We start from the raw sequence: 20,040 nt of genomic DNA on the forward strand, positions 1-20,040 counted from the left end.
GTAGGCGTGAACATCGATATAGACGACGCGAAACGCGCTGGCGAGGCGTTAGACGTGGCGAAAGAGCGGATTGCGCGAGCCGCGCAGGTTGCTACTATCGTGGAGCTGTCTACCTCGATTTCCCACGAGATTGTTCAGCCTCTGTCAGCTGTCGTTGCAAACGCGCGGGCTGCGCTCAATTGGTTATCGCGTGAGTCACCAAACATCGATCGCGCCAAAAGTGCCATTGAGGGGATTCTCCGCGACGGTATGGCCGTCGGAAACGTCATGCACGAAATGCGACGGCTGTTCAAGCAGCAGGAGCCGAATCGAAGCACAATACAAATGAATGACCTGATCGTGCAAGTATTGAAGGTTCTCGAGCCCGATCTCCGGGACAGAAACATCGTCGTCTCACTCAACCTCTCCACGGAGTTGCCCAACACCGAGGCCGACGCGATCCAAATTCAGCAGGTTCTGCTCAACCTGGCTCGGAATGCGTCGGAAGCCGTGCTGGAACGAGCTTCCAGCCAAAAAGAGATCAAAATTCGGACACTCTTTTCAGATCATGAGGTCACCGTGGAGGTCGAAGACAGCGGGTTTGGGATCGTCACTCCGGAAAGAATCTTCGAGGCATTCTTCACGAGCAAGGACGAAGGCTTGGGGGTTGGTTTGTCGATCAGCCGGTCTATCGCCGAAGCACATGGTGGAGCGCTTGTGGCGACGAATCTCGAGGACGGGGGCGCCCGCTTTAGCCTGACGTTGCCTCGTAGTTTCTCTCCGACTGAGATGGTCTAGGAACTGAATGCCGTGAGTCCGAAGAATCGAGATCTCCTCCCGAACTGTTATTCCCTTGACGCATCGTTAAAATGAATTCGGCTCCTTCACTGCTATTCGGCTTGACCAGTGGCTCCGCTGTCGGGTACCTCCGGTGCAGAGGCTGGTTCATGGTGGACAGTGCGGAAATCGGCTCGCCTGTTCAAAGTTCGCCACATCCGGCGTGGTTGACGACCAGTGACGGGCTTTGTACGTGAACCCTGCCCTCAAGCGGCTTACGGGTCTTGCGTCTGACCAGATAGTCGGCTCGGTCTCAGCTTGCCGTTTTCGGCCCGATCGTGATCGCCTGTAGGTTCAAATGCGTACAGCGGTGGTTATGCCCTATAGGAAGATGTAATGGTATTTGCCTCCAAGCTTTGGCTAGGATCACGTCACTGTTCTTTGGGTATATTTCGAGACCAGGATGTCTTTGCCAGTGAGGGATCTTTGCTTTGGATTGAAATTGTGCTCATGGTGGCGATCTCCGTCCGCTTCGCTCGTGGGGCGTCAAAGCTACGCTCGTTCCTGAACTTGGTCAATACCGAAGACGCCCGGATCCAAGGAGACAAATTACCAGCGGATCCCGAATGATCCTTAGAAAGGGAGCGGGCAGGGCCTCCTTAATCAAGGAGGGCGTATGCCAATTACAAATCTATGTCGCATGCATATTACATATTTATGTAGTGGCTGGACGCGTCAGCGGAGATGTCCTTTTTCCTCGCCTCCCGAATATAATGATCAACACATGCGCGCGTTCAATGCATGCGGGTGCGGCCGAAATTTCCCCTCGAGTAACCGAAGTCGCCCGGCCAACTACCGCATGAGATGCCTATAGTCCTTAGGAGATCCACATGGGACCGACGAACGAGATGGTATATATCGTTGACGACGATGCAACGATTGGAGAGGCCCTGTCTTCGTTATTGCGAGCCAATGGTAAACGAGTACGCATATTTACCTCAGGACGGGAATTCCTCAATTTCGAGCGCCAGGATGATTGTGCATGCCTGATTCTCGACCTGAGAATGCCAGGACTGAACGGTCTGGAGGTACAGAGGTCGATCTCCGCTGAGGCGGGGATTCCGGTAATCTTCATCACCGGCCGCGGGGATATCCAATCAACAGTGACCGCAATGAAAGAAGGAGCGATCGACTTTCTAACGAAGCCTGTCGATGAGGCCGCACTGTTGGCCAGCATCGAGCGAGCTCTAGAATTGGATAGAAAATTGCGCAAGAAGACACTCGAACATGCAAACCTGCTTGCGCGATATCAGTCCTTAACTCCAAGGGAGCAACAGGTGTTACCACTGTTGGTCCGGGGCTTGCTTAACAAGCAGGCTGCCGGAGAATTGGGCATCACGGAGTATACGGTTCAGATACACCGGGGACACATTATGCGAAAGATGGAAGCTGACTCTTTCGCGACGTTGGTTAAACTGGCTAGCATGCTAAATCTTGAGCCGACCAACGCATCCTAAAGCGAAGATGAACCGAACGGGATCACCTGCCTGTAGATTGTGGTGAGTGGCGGAGGTTGAGATGGGCAATCTGGCCCGCACGATCGCAGTCATTGATGATGATCACCGGGTCGTCGAATCGATAGTCAATCTCTTGGCTTCCTGCGGATATAGGGCTGAGGGTTACTACTCGGCCGAGCAGTTTCTGGGCGCGGACGGATTGTCCAAAACATCCTGCATTATCACCGATGTTGAGATGCGGCAGATGAGCGGCCTTGGCCTGCTTCACCATGTGAAGAGCGTCAATAGCCCGGTCCCAGTGGTCATCATCACGGGAAAGCCCTCCGAGAACTCCGAAGCATTCTATTTGGAACGGGGTGCGATCGGATTCTTCGGCAAGCCAATCGACGGCGACGCGCTCATGGACCTACTCAAGTCAGTTGCTGCCATCTCGTAGACCAATCTCAGCCACAGGAAACAGCTCACTACTTTCTCCAAGTCGCGCGGGAGTAGACTTTATGTAGCTCGGCACGACACTTGAGAGCGAATTCGTTGAGCGGGTCCGCGTCCTGTTCGAGTGCGGCCGTCTTGATTTGGTCAATACTCATATTGCTCTCGCCGTAAGTTTCCACCAGTTTTTTGACGAAGGCTTCGGCAGCTTTGAGAACGTCTTCCGAGGCGAACAGCCTAATCCGGTTTACGAGCGCATACATTGGGACGATTTCATCGATGCCTTGCAGGCTCTGCGACAATGCCTTTGCATAGCATGCTGTTCCCTGTTGTATGAACTCCGAATACAGTTCTTCGCGCTGTGCAATCTCACGGTTTGTCAGTTCGCGTTGGGTCACACTTCTCTGCAGAACGAAGTTGCTGAGAACAGGAGTCGAGGCGCCTATAATAGAACCTCCGAGTGCCGCCAGAACTCCCGTCAATGTACTGTCCATGAAACACACTCCCCGTCCTTCGTATCCAGGGCCTCGCGTTGACGTTTTGTCGCCTCTAATTGACTCTGGCTAGTCGCCAGGACACCTTCAGCACGCGAAAGGTCCGCCCGGCGCGCCTCAAGAGTACCGCGGAGTTGCCCCTCCTGAGCAGTAGCTGTCTCCAGTTGTTGATGTGTCGCTGCCTTAGAACCGAACAGGGCTTCTTGTCTGTGAAGTTCCGTCAGAGCTCTCTCGGCCTGGGGCGTAACAGCGGCGATTCCGGCTCTTGCCGCAGCGATAGAGGCCTTTGCTTGGACAATTCCGGCTTCCGCAGCCACGATCTGCTCGTCCTGGATTCTTTTGGCGGCCTGATTATCAGCAAGCGAGGCTTCGGAAGCCGCCAAGGCTGCCTTGGCCTGATCCAGGTTTGCCCGGTAGTCATCATTATCGAGTTCGAGGAGAGTTTGCCCAGCTTTGACACTTTCGTAATCGCCGACATTCACCTTCCGGACAGTCCCGGAGATGCGCGTGCTGAGGGGCGTCATGTCTGCTCGTAGATAGGCATCATCGGTTCGCTGGTCTGCACGATGGCCTTCCCATTCCGTCCAGTGGCCAGTAATCGCGAACAGAAGCCCAGCAGCAGCGAGCAAGACAATGAGCGGTATGATCAATGACTTTTTACTCATGCCGTAGGCCTCCAAGAACTCTGACTTCCTTTTGTTTGAACGGCGTCAATGCACGCCCAGCACGCTGCAAGGAGCGTCCTGGGCGACGTCATACACAGAACTCCAAAGACGCGAAATATAAAAATCGTGCTGGTGCAGCCCAATGACAAGCAGATCCGCCTTCTGTTCCATCAGGAAATGGAGAATGGCCTGCGTTTCCCGCCCTTCTACGATGGCGCTCGTTGCTGAAACGCCATGCTCGTTTGCCAGTTTCGTCGCCTCTTCATGCAACAGACTTTGAAGTCGCCGCCGATCCTCTCTCATGGCAGCGGGGGCACCAGGATCGACAACAATCGCAAATGAGGTGTATGCCGGCGGATCTCCGAGAATAGAAACTGTTGCCAGGGATGCGTCGAATTTACGGGCAAGATCGATCGCCGTGCGCAGCGCACGCTGGGATTCTGGCAAATCATTCAAAACGACGACTATTTTGGAAAACATAGAGCGACTCGATCGAAACCGACTCGGTTTATCGTATGAGTCAGCTCAATGGGTCGCTATTACATGTTTCTGGTAGCACTCGCCCGGAGAAATTCTTGATCTGATAGACGCTATCGTCCTCTTAGACTAACGTGTCCACGTCTAACAGAGACATTACATATTCCCACTGGTGCTTAGCGGTCCACTGCTTCGCGTAGATCGCTAGGAACTTGTTGAAATAGGTACCTATCGGTATGAGGTAGGAAGTCTGATCGTCTAACGGTTATGCGGGGAGACGAACGGAGTCAGAATGGGATGTTCAGCTATGTTTCTTTGGAGCAGCGTGTACCGCAGGATCATTCTTTGCGTGCGGTACGCAAGTTGACGGATGTTGTGTTGCGCAGCCTGAGGGCCGAGTTCGACGCGCTGTACGCAGTCTTGGGTCGTCCATCGATTGCGCCGGAGTACATTCTGCGGGCTCTGTTGCTGCAGGTGTTCTACTCGGTGCGGTCTGAGCGTCTTCTGGTGGAGCAGATCGATTACAACCTGTTGTTCCGCTGGTTTGTTGGCCTGGGCATCGACGATGCGGTGTGGAATCATGCGGTGCTCTCCAAGAATCGCGACCGTCTGTTGACCAGCGACGTGGCGCAGCGATTCTTCGCCGAGAACACTCTGTCGTGCTATCTTGGAACACGTGCAGGCCTCTCTTGCTTCTTCAAACATTGTCTTGACAACATGTTTGTAGCAGATGAGGCCTTCACTTCCTAATACCTTCACGAATTATGCCGGCTAGGATGGCTGCCCTGGGCGGCAATTCACATTGCATATCTGGCTCATTCCAGCCTCCGCTTGTCAGTGCTCGTCCAGTGGCTCTGGACTTACCTTACCGGGCGACGCGGTTCGGTCCTCATCGTAAACAACCATGCCTCACCCCAACACACATCCTCCTGTCAATCTGAATCTTCCTTGGCAATTACAAGGACTCTTGATACCGAAGGGGCAACGTCCTCCTGAGCGATATCCACCTGGATTGCTGCCCAGCCTGAAAGGGATTGCACCGACAGTAGCTTCGGTGCGATCCCTTTCATCTATTAGCACACAAACTGCCTTCCAGCCGGCTCGTGTTATGCACCCTGGCTCTCAACCTCACCATAGACCTGGTCTCCGTGGCCAACAGTATGAAGCCTGCAAAGGTATGTGTTTTGCCTGTCCTCCCAGGCTTGTGTCTGTCAGTCTGCAGCTATGGAGTTGGTTGTGCGACTCTCCTTGGTCGCGAAGGCTGCTGCTTTACCGGCATCGAGAAATTGATGTGCCTCAAGACGACCGAATAATTCAATCAGTTTTGAGATCACTCCAGTCCATCCGGTTTGGTGACTGGCGCCCAGACCCGCCCCGTTATCACCGTGGAAGTACTCATAGAACAGGATGTAGTCCTTCCAGTTGGGATCGGTCTGGAATTTCTCCGTACCTCCGAACACCGGCCGCCTGGAAGATTTGTCGCGCAGAAAGATCCGGCTCAGACGAGTAGAGAGTTCATGGGATACCTCAAAGAGGTTCATCGATTTGCCCGATCCGGTGGGACATTCGATCTTGAAACTGTCACCGTAGTACGAATAGAACGACAACAAGGCGCGTATAAGCACCGCGTTCACGGGCATCCATATAGGTCCGCGCCAGTTGGAATTACCGCCGAACATTCCTGTGTCTGACTCCGCCGGGAGGTAGTTCACGCGGTATTCCTGGCCCTCCACGTGGACAACATAAGGATGGTCTACATGGTAGCGAGAGAGCGCTCTGATCCCGTAAGGGCTCAGGAACTCGTTCTCGTCAAGCATGCGCGATAAGATCCGACGCAGCCGGTCCGGATTTACCAGAGCGGCAATACCGCGCTCGGCGTACCCTAAATGGCCGGGCCCAGTAGGATGAATGCTATCGCGCAGTTCGGGCATGCGTTGTAGACGTTCTCGTAGGATGTCCACCACTGCGGGTGCCCGCTCCCGCTGCCACGACTCAATAACTGTGGTGGCACACAAAGGTAGCAGCCCAACCATGGAGCGCACCTTGAGTCGCTTGGCGCTACCATCGGGAAGACGCAGGACATCGTAGTAGAAGCCATCCTCTTCATCCCACATCCCCTCTGTTCCAGCCTGATTCATGGCGCGGGCAATCCAAAGAAAATGATCGGCAAACTTAATAGCCATGTCTTCGTAAAAGGGGTCGTAGGCCGCCAACTCAACCGCGATCTCTAACATGTTTTGGCAGAACAAAGACACCCACGCAGTGCCGTCCGCCTGCTCGAGGTGCCCACCCGTCGGAAGGGCTGCGCTGCGGTCGAAGACGCCAATGTTATCTAGCCCGAGAAATCCTCCTTCAAAGAGATTCTTCCCAAAGCGGTCTTTACGGTTGACCCACCAACTGAAGTTCAGCATCAGCTTGGCAAACGAGCGTTTGAGGAAGTCGATGTCGCCTTGCCCTCTGAGCGCCTGCTCCGTGCGGTAGAGGAAGATCGTCGCCCAGGCATGTACTGGAGGATTGACGTCGCTGAAGTTCCACTCGTAGGCCGGAATCTGACCCGTCGGGTGAAGAAAGTATTCCTGCAACATCAAATCGAGTTGTTCCTTGGCGAAATCCGGATCCACCGTAGATAACGCAATCGTGTGGAACGCAAGGTCCCACGCCGCATACCAGGGATATTCCCACTTGTCAGGCATCGAGATGACATGTTCATTCACCATGTGGAACCACTCGCCATTCCGACCGAAACGGGCTCCGAGCTTCATCGGATCCTCGCCACGTTCGCTGAGCCATTTGTCCACGTCATAGAAGAAATACTGCTTGCTCCATAGCATTCCGGCCAGTGCTTGCCGCATGACGAGGGCTTCATCTTCACTGATGCCCGTTGGGGTGATGGATCTGTAGAACTCATCGGCTTCGCGCCGGCGAGTCTCCAGAATTTCGGCAAAGCCCTTGAACAGTTGGGCAGCGTCAGAAGGCGCCGCGCCTGTAAGTCGCAGACGGACGGTGGCTGTCTTTCCTGCGTCCACGTTCAACTGATAGTGCGGCGATACCTTCGTGCCCGTCTTCGTTGGGTTAATGGCACTCTGATTTCCCTGGACGACGTAGTTATTGATTCCGTCCTTGACGTACGGAGTGATGTTAGGAGTACCGAAGATCCGTTCATTGTTGGTTTCATTCTCCGTAAATAGCAGTGGTACATCCCCATCGCAGTACAGATATCGTGCGCCAAGATCGGCGTGCGACGCGGCAACTGCCTGAATGCCTTTCTCGGAGACAACGGCCTGATTCAAGGACGGCTTCGGCGTATCTGGCCACCACGTCCATGTGTTGCGAAACCATAGTGTCGGCAGAACATGCACAGTGGCGGACTCCGGACCACGGTTGCTCACGCTGATCTGGATCAGAATGTCCTCCGGCGACTCCTTAGCATACTCAACGAAGACATCGAAGTAGCGGTCCTCGTTGAAGACACCTGTGTCCAGCAACTCATACTCCATGTCGTTGCGATTACGAAGTTTATTGTTCTTGACCAGATCGTCGTACGGATACGCTTGCTGAGGGTACTTGTACAAGTACTTCATATAGGAGTGCGTGGGCGTGCTGTCGAGGTAGAAGTAATATTCTTTGACATCCTCCCCGTGGTTGCCCTCACTGTTTGTGAGACCGAACATGCGTTCCTTCAGGATGGGGTCCTTCCCATTCCACAGGGCTAACCCGAAGCACAGCAACTGCTTACTATCGCTGATACCGGCCATTCCGTCCTCGCCCCAGTGATACGCGCGGGAACGGGCCTGGTCATGCGTGAAGTAATCCCATGCATTGCCATCCTTACTGTAGTCTTCCCTCACCGTGCCCCACTGTCGCTCACTCAGGTAAGGTCCCCAGTTTTTCCAGGGGATATCGTGTTCCCGCGCGTCAGTTAAGCGCTTCTCTTCGGCACTCTCTATACGCGATAGCGGTGAACGTTGTTCTTTGCGATTCATCGAAGCACCCTCACTTTCGGCGACTCCCGGCAATAATCTGGCTGCCGGATCTCTCATCATTTAGGAACAAACGGACAAATATAAGATTTTCCAACAAGCGCTGCTTGTATCGCAGGAATCAAGTGTGCCTTCATGTGGGACTTGAGGACATATCCCAACGCCCCTTCCGCCATGCACGCCTCCACGAACTGTTGTTCTGAGTGGACAGTCAGGAACACAATTTTGGAGGACGGAGTGGACTCGTGCAAGAGATGGGCGGCTTCGATTCCACTTACAATCGGCAACGTAATATCAGCGACAACGACATCAGGACAGAGACGAACGGCCTCCGAGACTAAGGTTGCGCCATCCGCTACATTTCCCACTATCTCAAACTGGGCCTTCAAGAGCGCACTTGTGGCTTTGAGTACGGCAGGATGGTCATCGGCCAGTAGTATCCGTGGGCGTATCAAATTCGCCTCCGTTTAGGGCAGAGGGACGCCGCTTTCGCCGCGCCAGGGCCAGAGAGCGCAGTGTAAAAGTCCCAAGATTATTCCTAGAGGAATGTGCGGCGATTCGCCACTGGGGAAATCCCCAGGTTGGGGAAGCTCATGCTACGAAACGGTAGGATGACCGCTGTTCAGTCGTGAGGACACTAGGAGATTCGGGATGGATTGCGATCAAACCGCGCTTCAACCCAAACAAGACCAGATCGGCGTTCGTCTTGATATGGAACGCCTCCATGATATGGTGCTTGTGGAACTCCACGGTTTTTTCGCTCAGGTTTAGGATTCCAGCAATCTCTTTTATCGATCGCCCCTCTGCGAACAACTGCACAACATCGCGCTGCCGCTTCGTCAGGTCTTTTGAAAACTGACGAGCCCTGGCCTTTGCTGCAACCCAGTCTTCAGACTTCAACTCAGGTGTTATATAGGGTCGGCCATGCAAAATCTCCTCGATTGCCCTTAGAAGTTCCCGTCCACCGGAACGCTTTAGGACAAACGCGACCGGGCCAATTTCAAGCGCAGCCGCAGCAAGGTTAGCGTCGTCAAGCATTGTCAGGAAGACGAATTTTACATTCGAAACTCGTTCCTTGACTCTCCGAGCTGCGTCCAGTCCGTTCAGGAGGGGCATCGCGATATCCGTAACAACGACATCGGGTCTCAGCTTGATGGCTTCTTCTAGCATGGTCCGCCCATTGGCCACCACGCCGACCACGTTGAAGGTTCTTTCCAGATACACAGACATCGCTTCAGCGAAGATCGCGTGATCATCAGCGATCAGAATGCGGGGACGAAACGCGCTCGTCTTCGAAATATCCATTGGGCCTCCTAGGAAGTTCCGAATCGGGGGCCCCAAATACACGGGAGGAGAGACTTTCGCAAAACATTCTCCGAAAAGTTGCTCGAAGACCCATTTTGTCAGCGTGACGGTATCGAATCAGTGACGACAGTCACACACGAATCACCTGCTGAAGCTAGTAGGGAGGAGCATACCACAAACTTTATCCGTGAGGAGTGCTTACTCCTGCTGCTCGCGGATTTTAGCTCGCAGTCCAGCCTGTTGCCAGCCTCGATCGCGGATGGAGAGGCACGGACACTTCGATTCTCGTCCCCGCCCCCGCTTTCGAATCAATCTCGAATCGACCACCGAGCAAGCGCGCCCGTTCTTCCATGCTGCGGATACCTAAGCCTTCTTGGCTGTCCAGGTGGTGCGTATCGAATCCAACACCTTCATCGCACACAAGTAGGTGTAGCGTCTCGCCGACCAAACCCAATCGTACTTGTGCTTTCGTGGCACGACTGTGTTTCTTCACATTGCGAAGCCCCTCCTGAACTATGCGGAACAAGCACAAGGCGACATCAGGATGTACGGAACGCGGGACGGCATTGGCGAGGAAATCGACCTCAATACTTTGTTGGCTTGTGAACTCCTTACATAAGGCTGTAACCGCGGGAACAAGCCCCAGCCGCTCCAACGTAGAGGAATGCAGGCGGTGCGAAAGTGTATGAAGATCAGCGCCGATTTCGCTGGCAAAATTCAAGACATTGTGCACTTGCTGGATAGCCTGCTCCGGAGAGGTACTTATCGCTTCCTCAGCATTCTCCAATTCGAGTGTCATCAGAGCTAGCCGCTGGCTAAAATCATCATGGATCTCTGATGCCAGCCGGCTGCGCTCTCTCTCCTGCGCTGTAATTAACATGCCGCTCAGTCCCAGCTGCCGTTCCCTCGCTCGCCTCAGACGAACATAGAAGCTCAAGACGAACAAACAGAGCAGGATGACGAACACACCTGCCCATATCCATTTGGCGCGCTGCCAAATAGACGGCGGACGAAATAGAACCATGCTGCCCGATGGCAGATTGCCTTCTCTCAATCCCCAGCGCTTAAGCGCCCGCCAATCAAACATATAGGCGTTCACGCCCCGGACAATCGGGACGTCCTGTGGCCTCGCCCCATTGAGAATCTTTACTGCAATCCCGCCAACGATTCTCCCTTCTTTGGCGAAGCTCTGCAGATAACCGCCTACTCCGCCGCGCCCCAATTCCGCGTCGGATGGAATGTAGACCGGCGCATTCGCGGCATCGGCAACCATTGGAAAGGCCTGAGATGCACCGACGTAGCGAGTGCCTTTGGCATCAATTCCGATGTGGCTGTAAAGAACTATCGTGTGCGCCAGCAGGTGCTTCAACCGTTCCAACAGACTGGGCATATCAAGATCAGTGAGATACGTAATATCCAGCCTCGATTCATAGCCGTGCAGTTGCTCGCGAAAGATTGATTCCAGATTCCTGTCGAACGACGACACGCCGCCGACAACAACAACATGCCTGGTATCAGGCTGCAGTCGCAGGGCTGCCTCCAGAGTCTTCGCCGGCTCAAACTGCTCCCAGCAACCAGTAAAGCTCGAATCGAGCGGCGGCGAGTCGACTTGCGGTTCGTTAGATCCCCCAAAGACAACGGGAATATCCTTGAAAAATCTCTCATGCGACTCGACCATGAATCGGAGTGGAGAAGGTCCCAGGGCGATGATAAGGTCTGGTCGACGATCCTGATATTTGCGAATATACGACTCACGAAACCGCTGCTGATCCGCTGGATCGCTGAAGAGAGTCGTCTCGAAGTACTCGGGGTAGAACTCGATCTGGAACCGTGACTCATCGAGCGTGGCGCGCAGCTCCCTATCCATGAGCGCCACCGCCGGGGAAGAAAGTCCCAGTTCGTAGAAAACGACAACTCGCCGGATCTGCTTTATTTCCGGACGATTCTGCTCGGAATTAGCCCGCAGTTGAAGCAGGAAACAGAACGCCAGGAGGAAGATAACAAGTCCTCTCAGGCGCGACTGCCCTCTACTTCGTTTGTCCCGTGTCAACGGGTTCCCTGCGACCCGATTTTTCCTAGGCGCTAGCGATTCAGGCTGCCAGCGACGGAAGCGCTCTGACATCTCCGCACCTTATTCGAAGCCGATCGACCCGTAGACTTCGATTCTATCTTGCTGAATCAATTGTGCAATTGTACTTCGAAACCTCTGGTTACCAACGGATCGACCTCTCTCAAAGGCAGGCGCGAGTACTCCACCCCTTAGGGATATCCCTAATTGCCTCTTCGTCCCGCATGCAGAACAGTATGAGTGGCTGCAGAACGACTCTCTACATTCAGCTTCTTTCAAGCGCCCCAGCACCCGCGTTTGACTTAGGGGTTTCCCTCATTGTCTTCAGCAGTCGCACAGCATAAGACTGACCGACAGTTAGAAATCTCTGAGAAGTTCCGGCAGCGATTCAGAAGCACTCTCGTCCACAGGAGCCTATATGAATCTTGGGATCATCTGGAGGCACTTCAGTCCCACAACGCTATTGGTGTTCTCTCTGTCCGCTATCTGGATTCAGCCCGCTCAGGCGCAATCCCCGTCCCAGCAGGAGATACAGCAGCTGAAGGACAAGCTCCAGCAACTGGATCAAACGATGAGCGAGGTCAAGGCGCAGATCAAAGCGCTGGAACAACGCCCGTCCGTCACCGCCGCCCCGGCACCAGCTCAAGTCCCGGCACAAGTCGTGGCGCAAAAGCCCAAGGATCAAGCTGTGCCCCTGGAGAGTCAAATCACGGAAGAAAAGAACAGCCTCGATATCTATGGATTCGCCATGCTCGACTCCGGATACGACTTCAAACAGGTCGATCCGCTTTGGTTCGACGTAGTTCGTCCCACCAAGTTGCCGTCCTTCCCCAACCAGTTTGCGCCGAGTGGAAACGTCTACGCCGGTGTGCGACAGACTCGCTTCGGAGTGAAATCATCCACGACTACCCCGCTCGGCGATCTGAACACCATATTCGAATTCGAACTATTTGGGACCGGAGTTGACGCCGGCCAGACGACCTTCCGTCTGCGGCATGCCTACGGCGAGTTGGGATCATTCGGGGCCGGACAAACCTGGAGCCCCTTCATGGACATCGACGTCTTCCCCAACACAATCGAGTACTGGGGCCCGAACGGAATGGTCTTCTTCCGCAACGTGCAGCTGCGCTGGATGCCGGTCCGGCGCAAGAAAGCCAGCGTCACGATCGCTCTCGAAAGGCCCGGCGCCAGCGCTGACCAGGGCCTCTATGCCGGCCGCATCGAGCTAAGCAACATAACGCCGCGGTTCAACTTTCCCGATCTCTCGGGAAATGCGCGGATCAACCGCGACTGGGGCCACATCCAGATCGCGGGCATCGTTCGAAAGATCGGGTGGGTTGATACCAGCAATAACCCCATCAATCTCGGCGACAGCGTCGTCGGCTGGGGAGTCAACCTGAGTTCCACTGTCAAATTCGCCAAAAAGGATGTGGCAAAACTCGAAGTTTCCTACGGCCATGGAATTGAGAACTACATGAACGACGCGCCGGTGGACGTCGGCGTTGGGCGCAATCCCCCCGGCTCACTCGTGCCCATCAAAGGCGTTACCCTGCCGGTGCTGGGCATCGTAGCGTTCCTCGATCATACCTGGGGCGAGCGCTTTACCAGTTCAGGCGGCTTCTCCATGGTGAACATCTCTAACTCAGGCGGACAACTACCGTCGGACTATCATCGGGGCTACTATTCGGTGGGGAACTTGCTCTACCACCCGGTTCCGAAGGTCATGATGGGTGGCGAGTTCCAGTGGGGCAGGCGGATGAACTTCAGCGACGGGTTCGATAGCAACGATTACCGGATGCAGTTCTCCTTCAAATATGACTGGAGCAAGAGTTTCAAATTCCCGGCTTTTTGACTCCGGCTGTCAGGACTTGAACGGGCATACCGGTCGCTGTCGAAAGAGGAGCGAGGACGCTTCGATCCTATGATCACCGGCTTTAACCCGGCTGACATGTATGCCTCCGATCACATTCGGCGTGTCCTTCAAACGTTTCCAGGCGTATTCTCGGGCATCGGAGAATTCACGATCCACAAAGAGTTCGTCTCTGCTAAAGTAGCGGGCGAGGTCGCCAGTCTCCAAAACCCGGCGCTTGACCGAATTCTCGATTTTGCCGGGACGGTCGGACTCGTGGTGCTGATACACAACGATATGGATGTGCCCTTTGCGAAGGAAGGATCGGACCCGGTCTATCTGAACCAGATGAAAGCCCTCCTCAAGAAGCACCAACACACAGCCATCATCTGGGCTCATACAGGGATGGGCCGGGTCGTTCGGCCGGTAAAGAACCACGCGGCTCAACTGGCAGAAATCTTATCCGATCCCCAGTTCAGTCATGTGTACTTTGATATCTCATGGAACGAGGTTGCCAAGTACTTTGTAGCGACTCCGGAGTCGACTCGTATTGCTGCAGATCTCATCAATCGTTACCCGGACCGTTTCCTGTTCGGCACTGACGAGGTGGCGCCACAAAATCAGGAGCAATACCTAAGGGTTTATAACCAGTATCAGCCGTTATGGAAGCTTCTGGACGAGAACGCCCGTACTAAGGTGCTCAAGGGCAACTATGAGCGGATCTTCGATGGAGCCCGACACAAAGTAAGAGCATGGGAAACTGCTCAGGGCTTCACTACTCCGGAGAATACAAAATGATTGGCGTAAGGTCGGGACAAGAGTGCTCACTATGCTCCAATCTGACAAGAGCAATTAAGGACCGACCGAAAATGCAGCTTATTCAAAGCTCGATGCACAGCCCGAGCAGGATGCGAAAAGGTGACGGCTATGGGTGCTAAACGAAATTTCAGCAACGTAATGATCCACGCCATTCGAGAATTCACAGCGCTCGTTTGTGTTGTGCTACTCGTGCCCGGAAATGCAGTGGCGGTACAAGCGCAGCAGCCTGCAGCTCCAACGCAGCAACCTGCTGCACCAGCAGAGCAACCTCCAGTTAAGCTACCGCCAGAACAATTGGATTCGTTAGTGGCGCCGATCGCTCTCTATCCCGATCCATTGCTCAGCCAGACACTAGTGGCTTCTACCTACCCTCTGGAAATTGTTCAACTACAACAATGGCTGGATCAGCACAAGGATCTCAAAGACAAAGCACTCGCGGATGCGGTGCAGAAGCAGGACTGGGACCCGAGCATACAGGCAATGGCTGCACTGCCTGATGTAGTCAAGCAACTGTCGGAAAACATTAAGTGGACTGCGGACCTGGGGAATGCGTTTCTTGCGCAGCAAAGCGACGTTATGGATGCGGTGCAACGCATGCGTAAAAAGGCAAATGAGGCAGGGAACCTGAAGTCTTCAGAACAGCAGAACGTTGAAACCAAGGTCGTCGAAAACAAACAAGTGATTGTGATTGAGCAGGCAAACCCCCAGGTCGTTTACGTGCCGACCTACAATCCAACCGTAGTCTACGGACCGCCCGTCTATCCCTACCCCCCAATCGCCTATCCCCCGCCGGGATATTACGCGGCGGGCATGGCAATTTCGTTTGGGGTAGGTATAGCCATGGGTGCGGCCTGGGGCGGAGGTTGGGGCTACGGTTGTGGGTGGGGTGGCAACAACGACATCAACATCAATCGGAACAATACCTTCGTCAACAATAGCAACAGACAGAACATCAACAACGCCAACCGTGGCAATCGCCCATCCACTCAACCTGCGCGGGGCAGCAGCAATTGGCAGCATAATCCACAGCACCGTGGCGGCGCGCCTTACTCCGATCGAGCCACCGCAAATAAGTACGGCGGCAGTACCCGCGGCGATTCAGCAGGCACACGACAGGCCTCTGCACGACAGAACGCCGGCACGCAACCTCGACAGCAGCCTGCAGCGGGGGGACGCGATATGTCAGCGGGCGGACGCGATGTGTCGAGCCGTCCCGCAGGCGGAGGCGCCAGCGCAGGAACTATGGATGCGAATCGTGGAGGCGGGGGCGGAGCCGACCGCGTCGGCAATCGGCAAGTATCACAGAGTCCAAGTGCAACCAATCGAAGCGCATTTGGCGGCGCTTCCGGTGGCATGAGCGGAAGCCAGGCTCGCGCAAGCAGTTCGCGTGGCGCTTCCAGTATGGGAGGAGGCTCCCGTGGTGGCGGAGGCGGCCGGTCTGGCGGTGGACGGCGGAGATAAAGGGAACGAGGAAAATATGACATCCAGACTACGTCGCTTTAGCATTCCGAGTACTCTCATCGTTCCTGTGCTGGTTGCCGGACTGTGTCTTGTGCCGCGGACAGCGAATGCACAGGAACAGACGGCACAGCAACCAGCGGCGCAGGGCCCGAAGGCCTTCGCGACTCCACAAGAGGCTGCGGACGAACTGATCAAAGCTGCCTCCGCGTACGACGTTCCGCAGTTATTGGCGATATTTGGGCCGGACGGCAAAGATATTGTCTCCACTGCCGATCCAGTCCAGGACAAGAACAACGCCGATGCGTTTGCGGAGAAAGCCAGAGTCACTCATACAGTAAAGCTGGATCCGTCGAAGCCGAATCGGGCGACCCTTGTTGTCGGTCAGGAGCAGTGGCCCCTGCCCGTGCCCTTGGTTAAGAAGAATGCGAAATGGTACTTCGACGCCAGGTCAGGCCGACAGGAGATCCTGTTTCGACGAATTGGAACCAATGAACTCGACGCGATTCAGGTTTGCCGCGGCTTCGTAGAAGCACAGAAAGAATACGCATCGCAAGTCCATGACGATTCCGGTATCAATCAATACGCCCAGAAGATCTTCAGCAGCCCCGGGAAGCAGGACGGTTTGTACTGGCAGAATGCCGACGGCTCTGCCGGCGGTCCGATCGGTGAGGCAGTTGCCAAGGCATTGGCCGAGGGCTACTCCATGGGCAAAGGGGGATACCACGGTTACTACTTCAAGATCCTTAAGGGACAGGGCCCGACCGCGCCAATGGGACGATTGAACTATGTGATTGAGGGAGTGATGATCGGCGGATTTGCGCTCGTGGCCGTCCCCGCCGAATACCGCGTGACCGGTGTGAAGACCTTCATCGTGAACAATGACGGAATTGTTTATCAGAAAGACCTTGGGCCCAATTCCCTCGATATTGTGAAGAGCATGGAGCTTTACAACCCGGATTCGAGCTGGCGTCGCACAGATGACGAATGGCCGCAGGATATTGCCTCAGCTTCCCCATAACGAACCTGTGCTTTGCGTGACTCTCTGGAAGTAACCATGGATTTCGCTGCAAATACATATCAGCAATACCGCTTCCAGCCCCGTATGTTTGGTGATGCTTTGAAGCCCATCGACTTGGAGTTTGGGAACGAGCTTAAAGGAGAAGGTCATGACTGAGTCTTGGCTTAGAATTCCCAGTCTTGTAAGTTTGGCGCTCTTGGGCCTCTCATTGCCCACCACAACAGTCGCCGCCCAGTCCGTCAAGGTCGAAGGCATGATCGAGTCCCGAAACGGCGACACATGACTCTGCAGACTTCGGATGCCGGGAAACTTGTCGTCCTGTTGACCGATACTACCGACGCAGATCAGGTGCAGGGAGCGTTCAAGGCCCGCAAGAAGGAGATGTCGATGGCTGCTCTCATTCCGGGCTTGGCGGTTAACGTAGAGGCCGCCTACAACGATCAACACGATTTGGTAGCCAAGTCAGTCAAGTTCAAAGGCAATGATTTGGACGCGCTCAGGCCATTCAAGCCGGCATGCACGAAACGAAGGTACAAACTCAGCAACAGCAGGCGCAACTGACCGAACAAGAGGCTAAGATTGCCTCGAATAAAGCAGCCACCGACGCGGCCGTAGCACGCTTCGGCCAACTGGACGATTACTATATCCTCGACGAGACAACGGTTATTTCGGGAACGGTAAGGTCGACATTGATCCCAAATACAACCCACAGCTTCTGGCGTTGACAGAGAAGGCCAAGACCATCGAAGGTTACATGATCGAAGTCAAAGGCTACGCCTCCTCCACTGGTAGTGCTGCCATGAACCAGAAACTTAGCGAAGACCGTGCCCACGGCGTAACCAACTTCCTGATTCAGCAGGGCCACATTCCCCTCACCAGAATGCTGGCGCCGGGCGCAATGGGAGAGAGCCAACAAATCGGCAATGAAGACACCGCGGAAGGACAAGCGGAGAATCGTCGCGTAGTGGTGCGCGTTCTGCAGAACAAAGCCATCGCCAGCGCTTCGGTCGCGAAATAGCAACAACGGGGTTGTTGTATCAGAAACAATAGGGGCACCGCTGCCCTTAAGCTTTTGAATACTCCGGCCCGGTCAGATGAATCAGGTAGGTGCTGACCGCGGGTGTGAAGCCGCCAAACATGGCCGTCGTCAGGCTGTACGCCAGGGAAAACCCACGTAGCCGTCACAGTTTTTTCCTCCGCCCCCTCTCGACCGGCTAATATCTACTTCGATGAACAATCGAAATGGAAGCCAGTGGTTTACTCGCAGAGAACTACTTCGCGTCTCCGCCGCCAGCGCCGCCACCCTCGCCTCAGGCCTTGTCGTCCCGCAACTGCTCGGAGAAGAACCCAGGCATACCGCCACGAACTCCGTGCCCAATTGTTACGCCGAGGTCCTGAAGACCTGGTGTGACGGGCTCCTCGCGCATCAGGTCACCAACATTCAGGACGATGCACTTCTCGGCGCTCTGCTCTGTCCCGCCTGCACCCTCGTTCACGGACGATGCGGCGACGCGATCTATCCTCTGCTGCACGTCTCGCATACCACGGGCGACGCAAAGTACCTGCGCGCCGCGCTCGCCGTCCACAGCTGGACGGAACGCCAGGTGAGCCGCGCTGACGGAAGTTGGGTGAATGACGTCACGCTCAGCTCCTGGAAGGGCATCACGGTCTTTCATGCCATCGCGCTCGCCGAGGCCTTGCATCATCACGGCTCCCTGCTCGACATGGCAACTCAACGCCAGTGGACCGACAGGCTAGCTCGCGCAGCCAGGTTCCTCGACGGCTTCATCTCGATCGAGACAGGAAACATCAACTACCCTATTACCTCCTCCTACGCGTTCGCTCTGTGCGGACAGGTACTCGGCGAATCGCGCTACCTCGACCGCGCCCGAGCGCTCGCGCACACCAGCCTTGACTACTTCACGTCAAATGGCCTGCTCTTCGGCGAAGGTCATCCTCTGAACGAGCGCAGTCCGAAGGGCTGTCACCCCATCGATCTCGGCTATAACGTCGAAGAATCCCTTCCGGCGCTGGCGCTCTATTCGCTGCTCACCAACGACAAGGCAGTGCTCGACCAGACCGTGAAGGCGCTCAAAGCGCACATGGAGTTCATGCTCCCCGATGGAGCCTGGGACAACAGCTGGGGGACGCGCAACTACAAGTGGACCTGGTGGGGAAGCCGCACCAGCGACGGCTGCCACCCCGCCTACGCCCTGCTCGCAGATCACGATGCCCGCTTTGCTGAAGTCGCTCGCCGCAACCTCGAACTGATGGCATCCTGCACACACAACGGACTGCTCTACGGCGGCCCCGACTACTTCGCACACGGCGATCAGCCTTGCATCCACCACACCTTTACGCACGCCAAGGCACTCGCAACCGTGCTCGATAGTGGCGCCGCGAAGCCGGAGCCCGCAGCGAAGGCCACTCTACCGCGAGACGAGGCGTACGGCGTCAAGACCTTCCCGGAGATCGCAACCAGCCTCGCCGCAATCGGCTCATGGCGCGCAACCGTAACCGACTACGACTGGGAGTACGTCGAGCACGTGCAGTCCGGCGGAGGTTCAGGAGCGGGCCACGCCTCCGGAGGCGCACTGTCGCTGCTCTATCATCAGCGCCTCGGTCCGATCCTCGTCGCCAGCATGACCGAGTACTCCATGATCGAGATCTCCAACCAGCAGGCGTTCACTGATGCGCCGCACATGACGCTGACTCCTCGAATCGAATGCAGGAGCGATCGAGCCTACACAAGCCTGAGCGACTTCGATGCCCTCGTGACGAAGAACGCCTCGCCGGACGAGATCGTCTTCGAAGCACGCGGCCGTTTGCTCTCCACGGCACACAAGCCTCTCCCCGAAGGCGAGGTTCACTATCAACTCGTTTATAAGCTCAGCAACACCACCGTCGCGATCGTCGCCACAGTACGCGGCGGCGCCAAAGCTCCCATCGAGTTGATCGTTCCTGTTGTCTCACGAAGCAGTGAAGCCGTGGAACAGGGCCACGACGCGGTTCGAATCGCGAAGCAAGGCGGAATTCTGAGCGTAACAACCAACGCAAAACAGGGCTTCGCGACGCTGCCAAAAGAGCGGACCTTCAACCTCGTCCCCGGCTTCGAGTGCGTTCCCCTATCCGTCACAATGCAGCCGGGTGAGGAGATTCAGGTTCGGCTGGAGGTAGTCCAATCCTAGTCCTGCCCTCCACA

At 55.4% G+C, this 20,040-nt stretch carries 16 protein-coding genes and 2 pseudogenes; 11 read left to right on the forward strand and 7 right to left on the reverse strand.

The window, feature by feature from the left end:
* Positions 1-6 precede the first annotated feature (6 nt).
* The 3 genes from Q363_RS45195 (at position 7) to Q363_RS34460 (ending at position 2,709) form a co-directional block, all read left to right on the forward strand.
* Complete coding sequence (locus Q363_RS45195; protein ID WP_245632664.1) at positions 7-777, forward strand: sensor histidine kinase; 771 nt, start codon at positions 7-9, stop codon at positions 775-777.
* 869 nt (positions 778-1,646) lie between these two features.
* Positions 1,647-2,273, forward strand: a complete 627-nt coding sequence (locus Q363_RS34455; RefSeq protein ID WP_035359557.1) for a response regulator transcription factor — start codon at positions 1,647-1,649, stop codon at positions 2,271-2,273.
* Positions 2,274-2,334: 61 nt separating this feature from the next.
* A complete protein-coding gene (locus tag Q363_RS34460) occupies positions 2,335-2,709 on the forward strand; it encodes a response regulator transcription factor (RefSeq protein ID WP_035359559.1) in 375 nt (124 codons plus the stop codon).
* Between the two features lie 28 nt (positions 2,710-2,737).
* Here Q363_RS34460 and Q363_RS34465 read toward each other — a convergent pair whose 3' ends face one another.
* From Q363_RS34465 to Q363_RS34475, 3 genes are read right to left on the reverse strand one after another with little or no spacing between them, the layout of a single operon-like run.
* Positions 2,738-3,196: a hypothetical protein gene (locus tag Q363_RS34465; protein WP_035359561.1), complete on the reverse strand. Its 459-nt coding sequence runs from the start codon at positions 3,194-3,196 to the stop codon at positions 2,738-2,740.
* Positions 3,181-3,861, reverse strand: a complete 681-nt coding sequence (locus Q363_RS34470; RefSeq protein ID WP_084081055.1) for an HlyD family secretion protein — start codon at positions 3,859-3,861, stop codon at positions 3,181-3,183. Before Q363_RS34470 ends, Q363_RS34465 begins: the two co-directional genes overlap by 16 nt.
* 45 nt (positions 3,862-3,906) lie before the next feature.
* Positions 3,907-4,341, reverse strand: a complete 435-nt coding sequence (locus tag Q363_RS34475; RefSeq protein WP_035359562.1) for a universal stress protein — start codon at positions 4,339-4,341, stop codon at positions 3,907-3,909.
* A gap of 264 nt (positions 4,342-4,605) precedes the next feature.
* Between Q363_RS34475 and Q363_RS34480 the strand changes: the two are divergent.
* Positions 4,606-4,983 (forward strand): annotated as a pseudogene (locus tag Q363_RS34480) (transposase); the annotation flags it as partial.
* Positions 4,984-5,549: 566 nt separating this feature from the next.
* Here the strand turns inward: Q363_RS34480 and Q363_RS34485 are convergent.
* The 4 genes from Q363_RS34485 to Q363_RS34500 form a co-directional block, all read right to left on the reverse strand.
* Positions 5,550-8,321, reverse strand: a complete 2,772-nt coding sequence (locus Q363_RS34485; protein WP_051979748.1) for an MGH1-like glycoside hydrolase domain-containing protein — start codon at positions 8,319-8,321, stop codon at positions 5,550-5,552.
* 56 nt (positions 8,322-8,377) lie between these two features.
* The gene (locus Q363_RS47405; protein WP_051979749.1) at positions 8,378-8,773 is read right to left on the reverse strand and encodes a response regulator; all 396 of its coding nucleotides are present in this window, start codon (positions 8,771-8,773) and stop codon (positions 8,378-8,380) included.
* 136 nt (positions 8,774-8,909) lie between these two features.
* Positions 8,910-9,623 carry a response regulator transcription factor gene (locus Q363_RS34495; protein WP_051979750.1) on the reverse strand — a complete coding sequence of 238 codons (714 nt, stop codon included), beginning with the start codon at positions 9,621-9,623 and terminating at the stop codon, positions 8,910-8,912.
* 220 nt (positions 9,624-9,843) lie between these two features.
* Positions 9,844-11,745, reverse strand: coding sequence for a sensor histidine kinase (locus Q363_RS34500; RefSeq protein WP_084081047.1), 1,902 nt, complete (start codon positions 11,743-11,745; stop codon positions 9,844-9,846).
* A gap of 364 nt (positions 11,746-12,109) precedes the next feature.
* Between Q363_RS34500 and Q363_RS34505 the strand changes: the two genes are divergently transcribed.
* From Q363_RS34505 to Q363_RS34535, 7 genes and pseudogenes are all read left to right on the forward strand, one after another.
* The gene (locus Q363_RS34505; protein WP_084081048.1) at positions 12,110-13,543 is read left to right on the forward strand and encodes a DcaP family trimeric outer membrane transporter; all 1,434 of its coding nucleotides are present in this window, start codon (positions 12,110-12,112) and stop codon (positions 13,541-13,543) included.
* A gap of 69 nt (positions 13,544-13,612) precedes the next feature.
* Entirely contained in the window at positions 13,613-14,338 is a 726-nt protein-coding gene (locus Q363_RS34510) for an amidohydrolase family protein (RefSeq protein ID WP_084081049.1), read from the forward strand.
* Between the two features lie 159 nt (positions 14,339-14,497).
* On the forward strand, positions 14,498-15,820 hold the full coding sequence (locus tag Q363_RS34515; RefSeq protein WP_035359567.1) for a DUF3300 domain-containing protein: 1,323 nt from the start codon (positions 14,498-14,500) through the stop codon (positions 15,818-15,820).
* Between the two features lie 16 nt (positions 15,821-15,836).
* The gene (locus Q363_RS34520) at positions 15,837-16,838 is read left to right on the forward strand and encodes a DUF2950 domain-containing protein (RefSeq protein ID WP_035359671.1); all 1,002 of its coding nucleotides are present in this window, start codon (positions 15,837-15,839) and stop codon (positions 16,836-16,838) included.
* Between the two features lie 279 nt (positions 16,839-17,117).
* Entirely contained in the window at positions 17,118-17,399 is a 282-nt protein-coding gene (locus Q363_RS45200; RefSeq protein ID WP_035359568.1) for a hypothetical protein, read from the forward strand.
* Between the two features lie 115 nt (positions 17,400-17,514).
* Positions 17,515-17,856: pseudogene (locus Q363_RS45205) on the forward strand (OmpA family protein); the annotation flags it as partial.
* 211 nt (positions 17,857-18,067) lie between these two features.
* Positions 18,068-20,026: an ulvan lysase-like protein gene (locus Q363_RS34535; protein WP_035359570.1), complete on the forward strand. Its 1,959-nt coding sequence runs from the start codon at positions 18,068-18,070 to the stop codon at positions 20,024-20,026.
* Positions 20,027-20,040: the final 14 nt, after the last annotated feature.

Source organism: Edaphobacter aggregans DSM 19364 (assembly GCF_000745965.1).
Lineage (GTDB): Bacteria > Acidobacteriota > Terriglobia > Terriglobales > Acidobacteriaceae > Edaphobacter > Edaphobacter aggregans.

Coding starts and splice junctions, on each gene's coding strand:
- Q363_RS34515 (WP_035359567.1), top strand. CDS start 14,498: ATGATCCACGCCATTCGAGAATTCACAGCGCTCGTTTGTGTTGTGCTA.
- Q363_RS45200 (WP_035359568.1), top strand. CDS start 17,118: ATGACTCTGCAGACTTCGGATGCCGGGAAACTTGTCGTCCTGTTGACC.
- Q363_RS34475 (WP_035359562.1), bottom strand. CDS start 4,341: ATGTTTTCCAAAATAGTCGTCGTTTTGAATGATTTGCCAGAATCCCAG.
- Q363_RS34510 (WP_084081049.1), top strand. CDS start 13,613: ATGATCACCGGCTTTAACCCGGCTGACATGTATGCCTCCGATCACATT.
- Q363_RS34460 (WP_035359559.1), top strand. CDS start 2,335: ATGGGCAATCTGGCCCGCACGATCGCAGTCATTGATGATGATCACCGG.
- Q363_RS34495 (WP_051979750.1), bottom strand. CDS start 9,623: ATGGATATTTCGAAGACGAGCGCGTTTCGTCCCCGCATTCTGATCGCT.
- Q363_RS34505 (WP_084081048.1), top strand. CDS start 12,110: ATGAATCTTGGGATCATCTGGAGGCACTTCAGTCCCACAACGCTATTG.
- Q363_RS34470 (WP_084081055.1), bottom strand. CDS start 3,861: ATGAGTAAAAAGTCATTGATCATACCGCTCATTGTCTTGCTCGCTGCT.
- Q363_RS34465 (WP_035359561.1), bottom strand. CDS start 3,196: ATGGACAGTACATTGACGGGAGTTCTGGCGGCACTCGGAGGTTCTATT.
- Q363_RS34455 (WP_035359557.1), top strand. CDS start 1,647: ATGGGACCGACGAACGAGATGGTATATATCGTTGACGACGATGCAACG.
- Q363_RS34500 (WP_084081047.1), bottom strand. CDS start 11,745: ATGTCAGAGCGCTTCCGTCGCTGGCAGCCTGAATCGCTAGCGCCTAGG.
- Q363_RS34520 (WP_035359671.1), top strand. CDS start 15,837: ATGACATCCAGACTACGTCGCTTTAGCATTCCGAGTACTCTCATCGTT.
- Q363_RS34535 (WP_035359570.1), top strand. CDS start 18,068: ATGAACAATCGAAATGGAAGCCAGTGGTTTACTCGCAGAGAACTACTT.
- Q363_RS34485 (WP_051979748.1), bottom strand. CDS start 8,321: ATGAATCGCAAAGAACAACGTTCACCGCTATCGCGTATAGAGAGTGCC.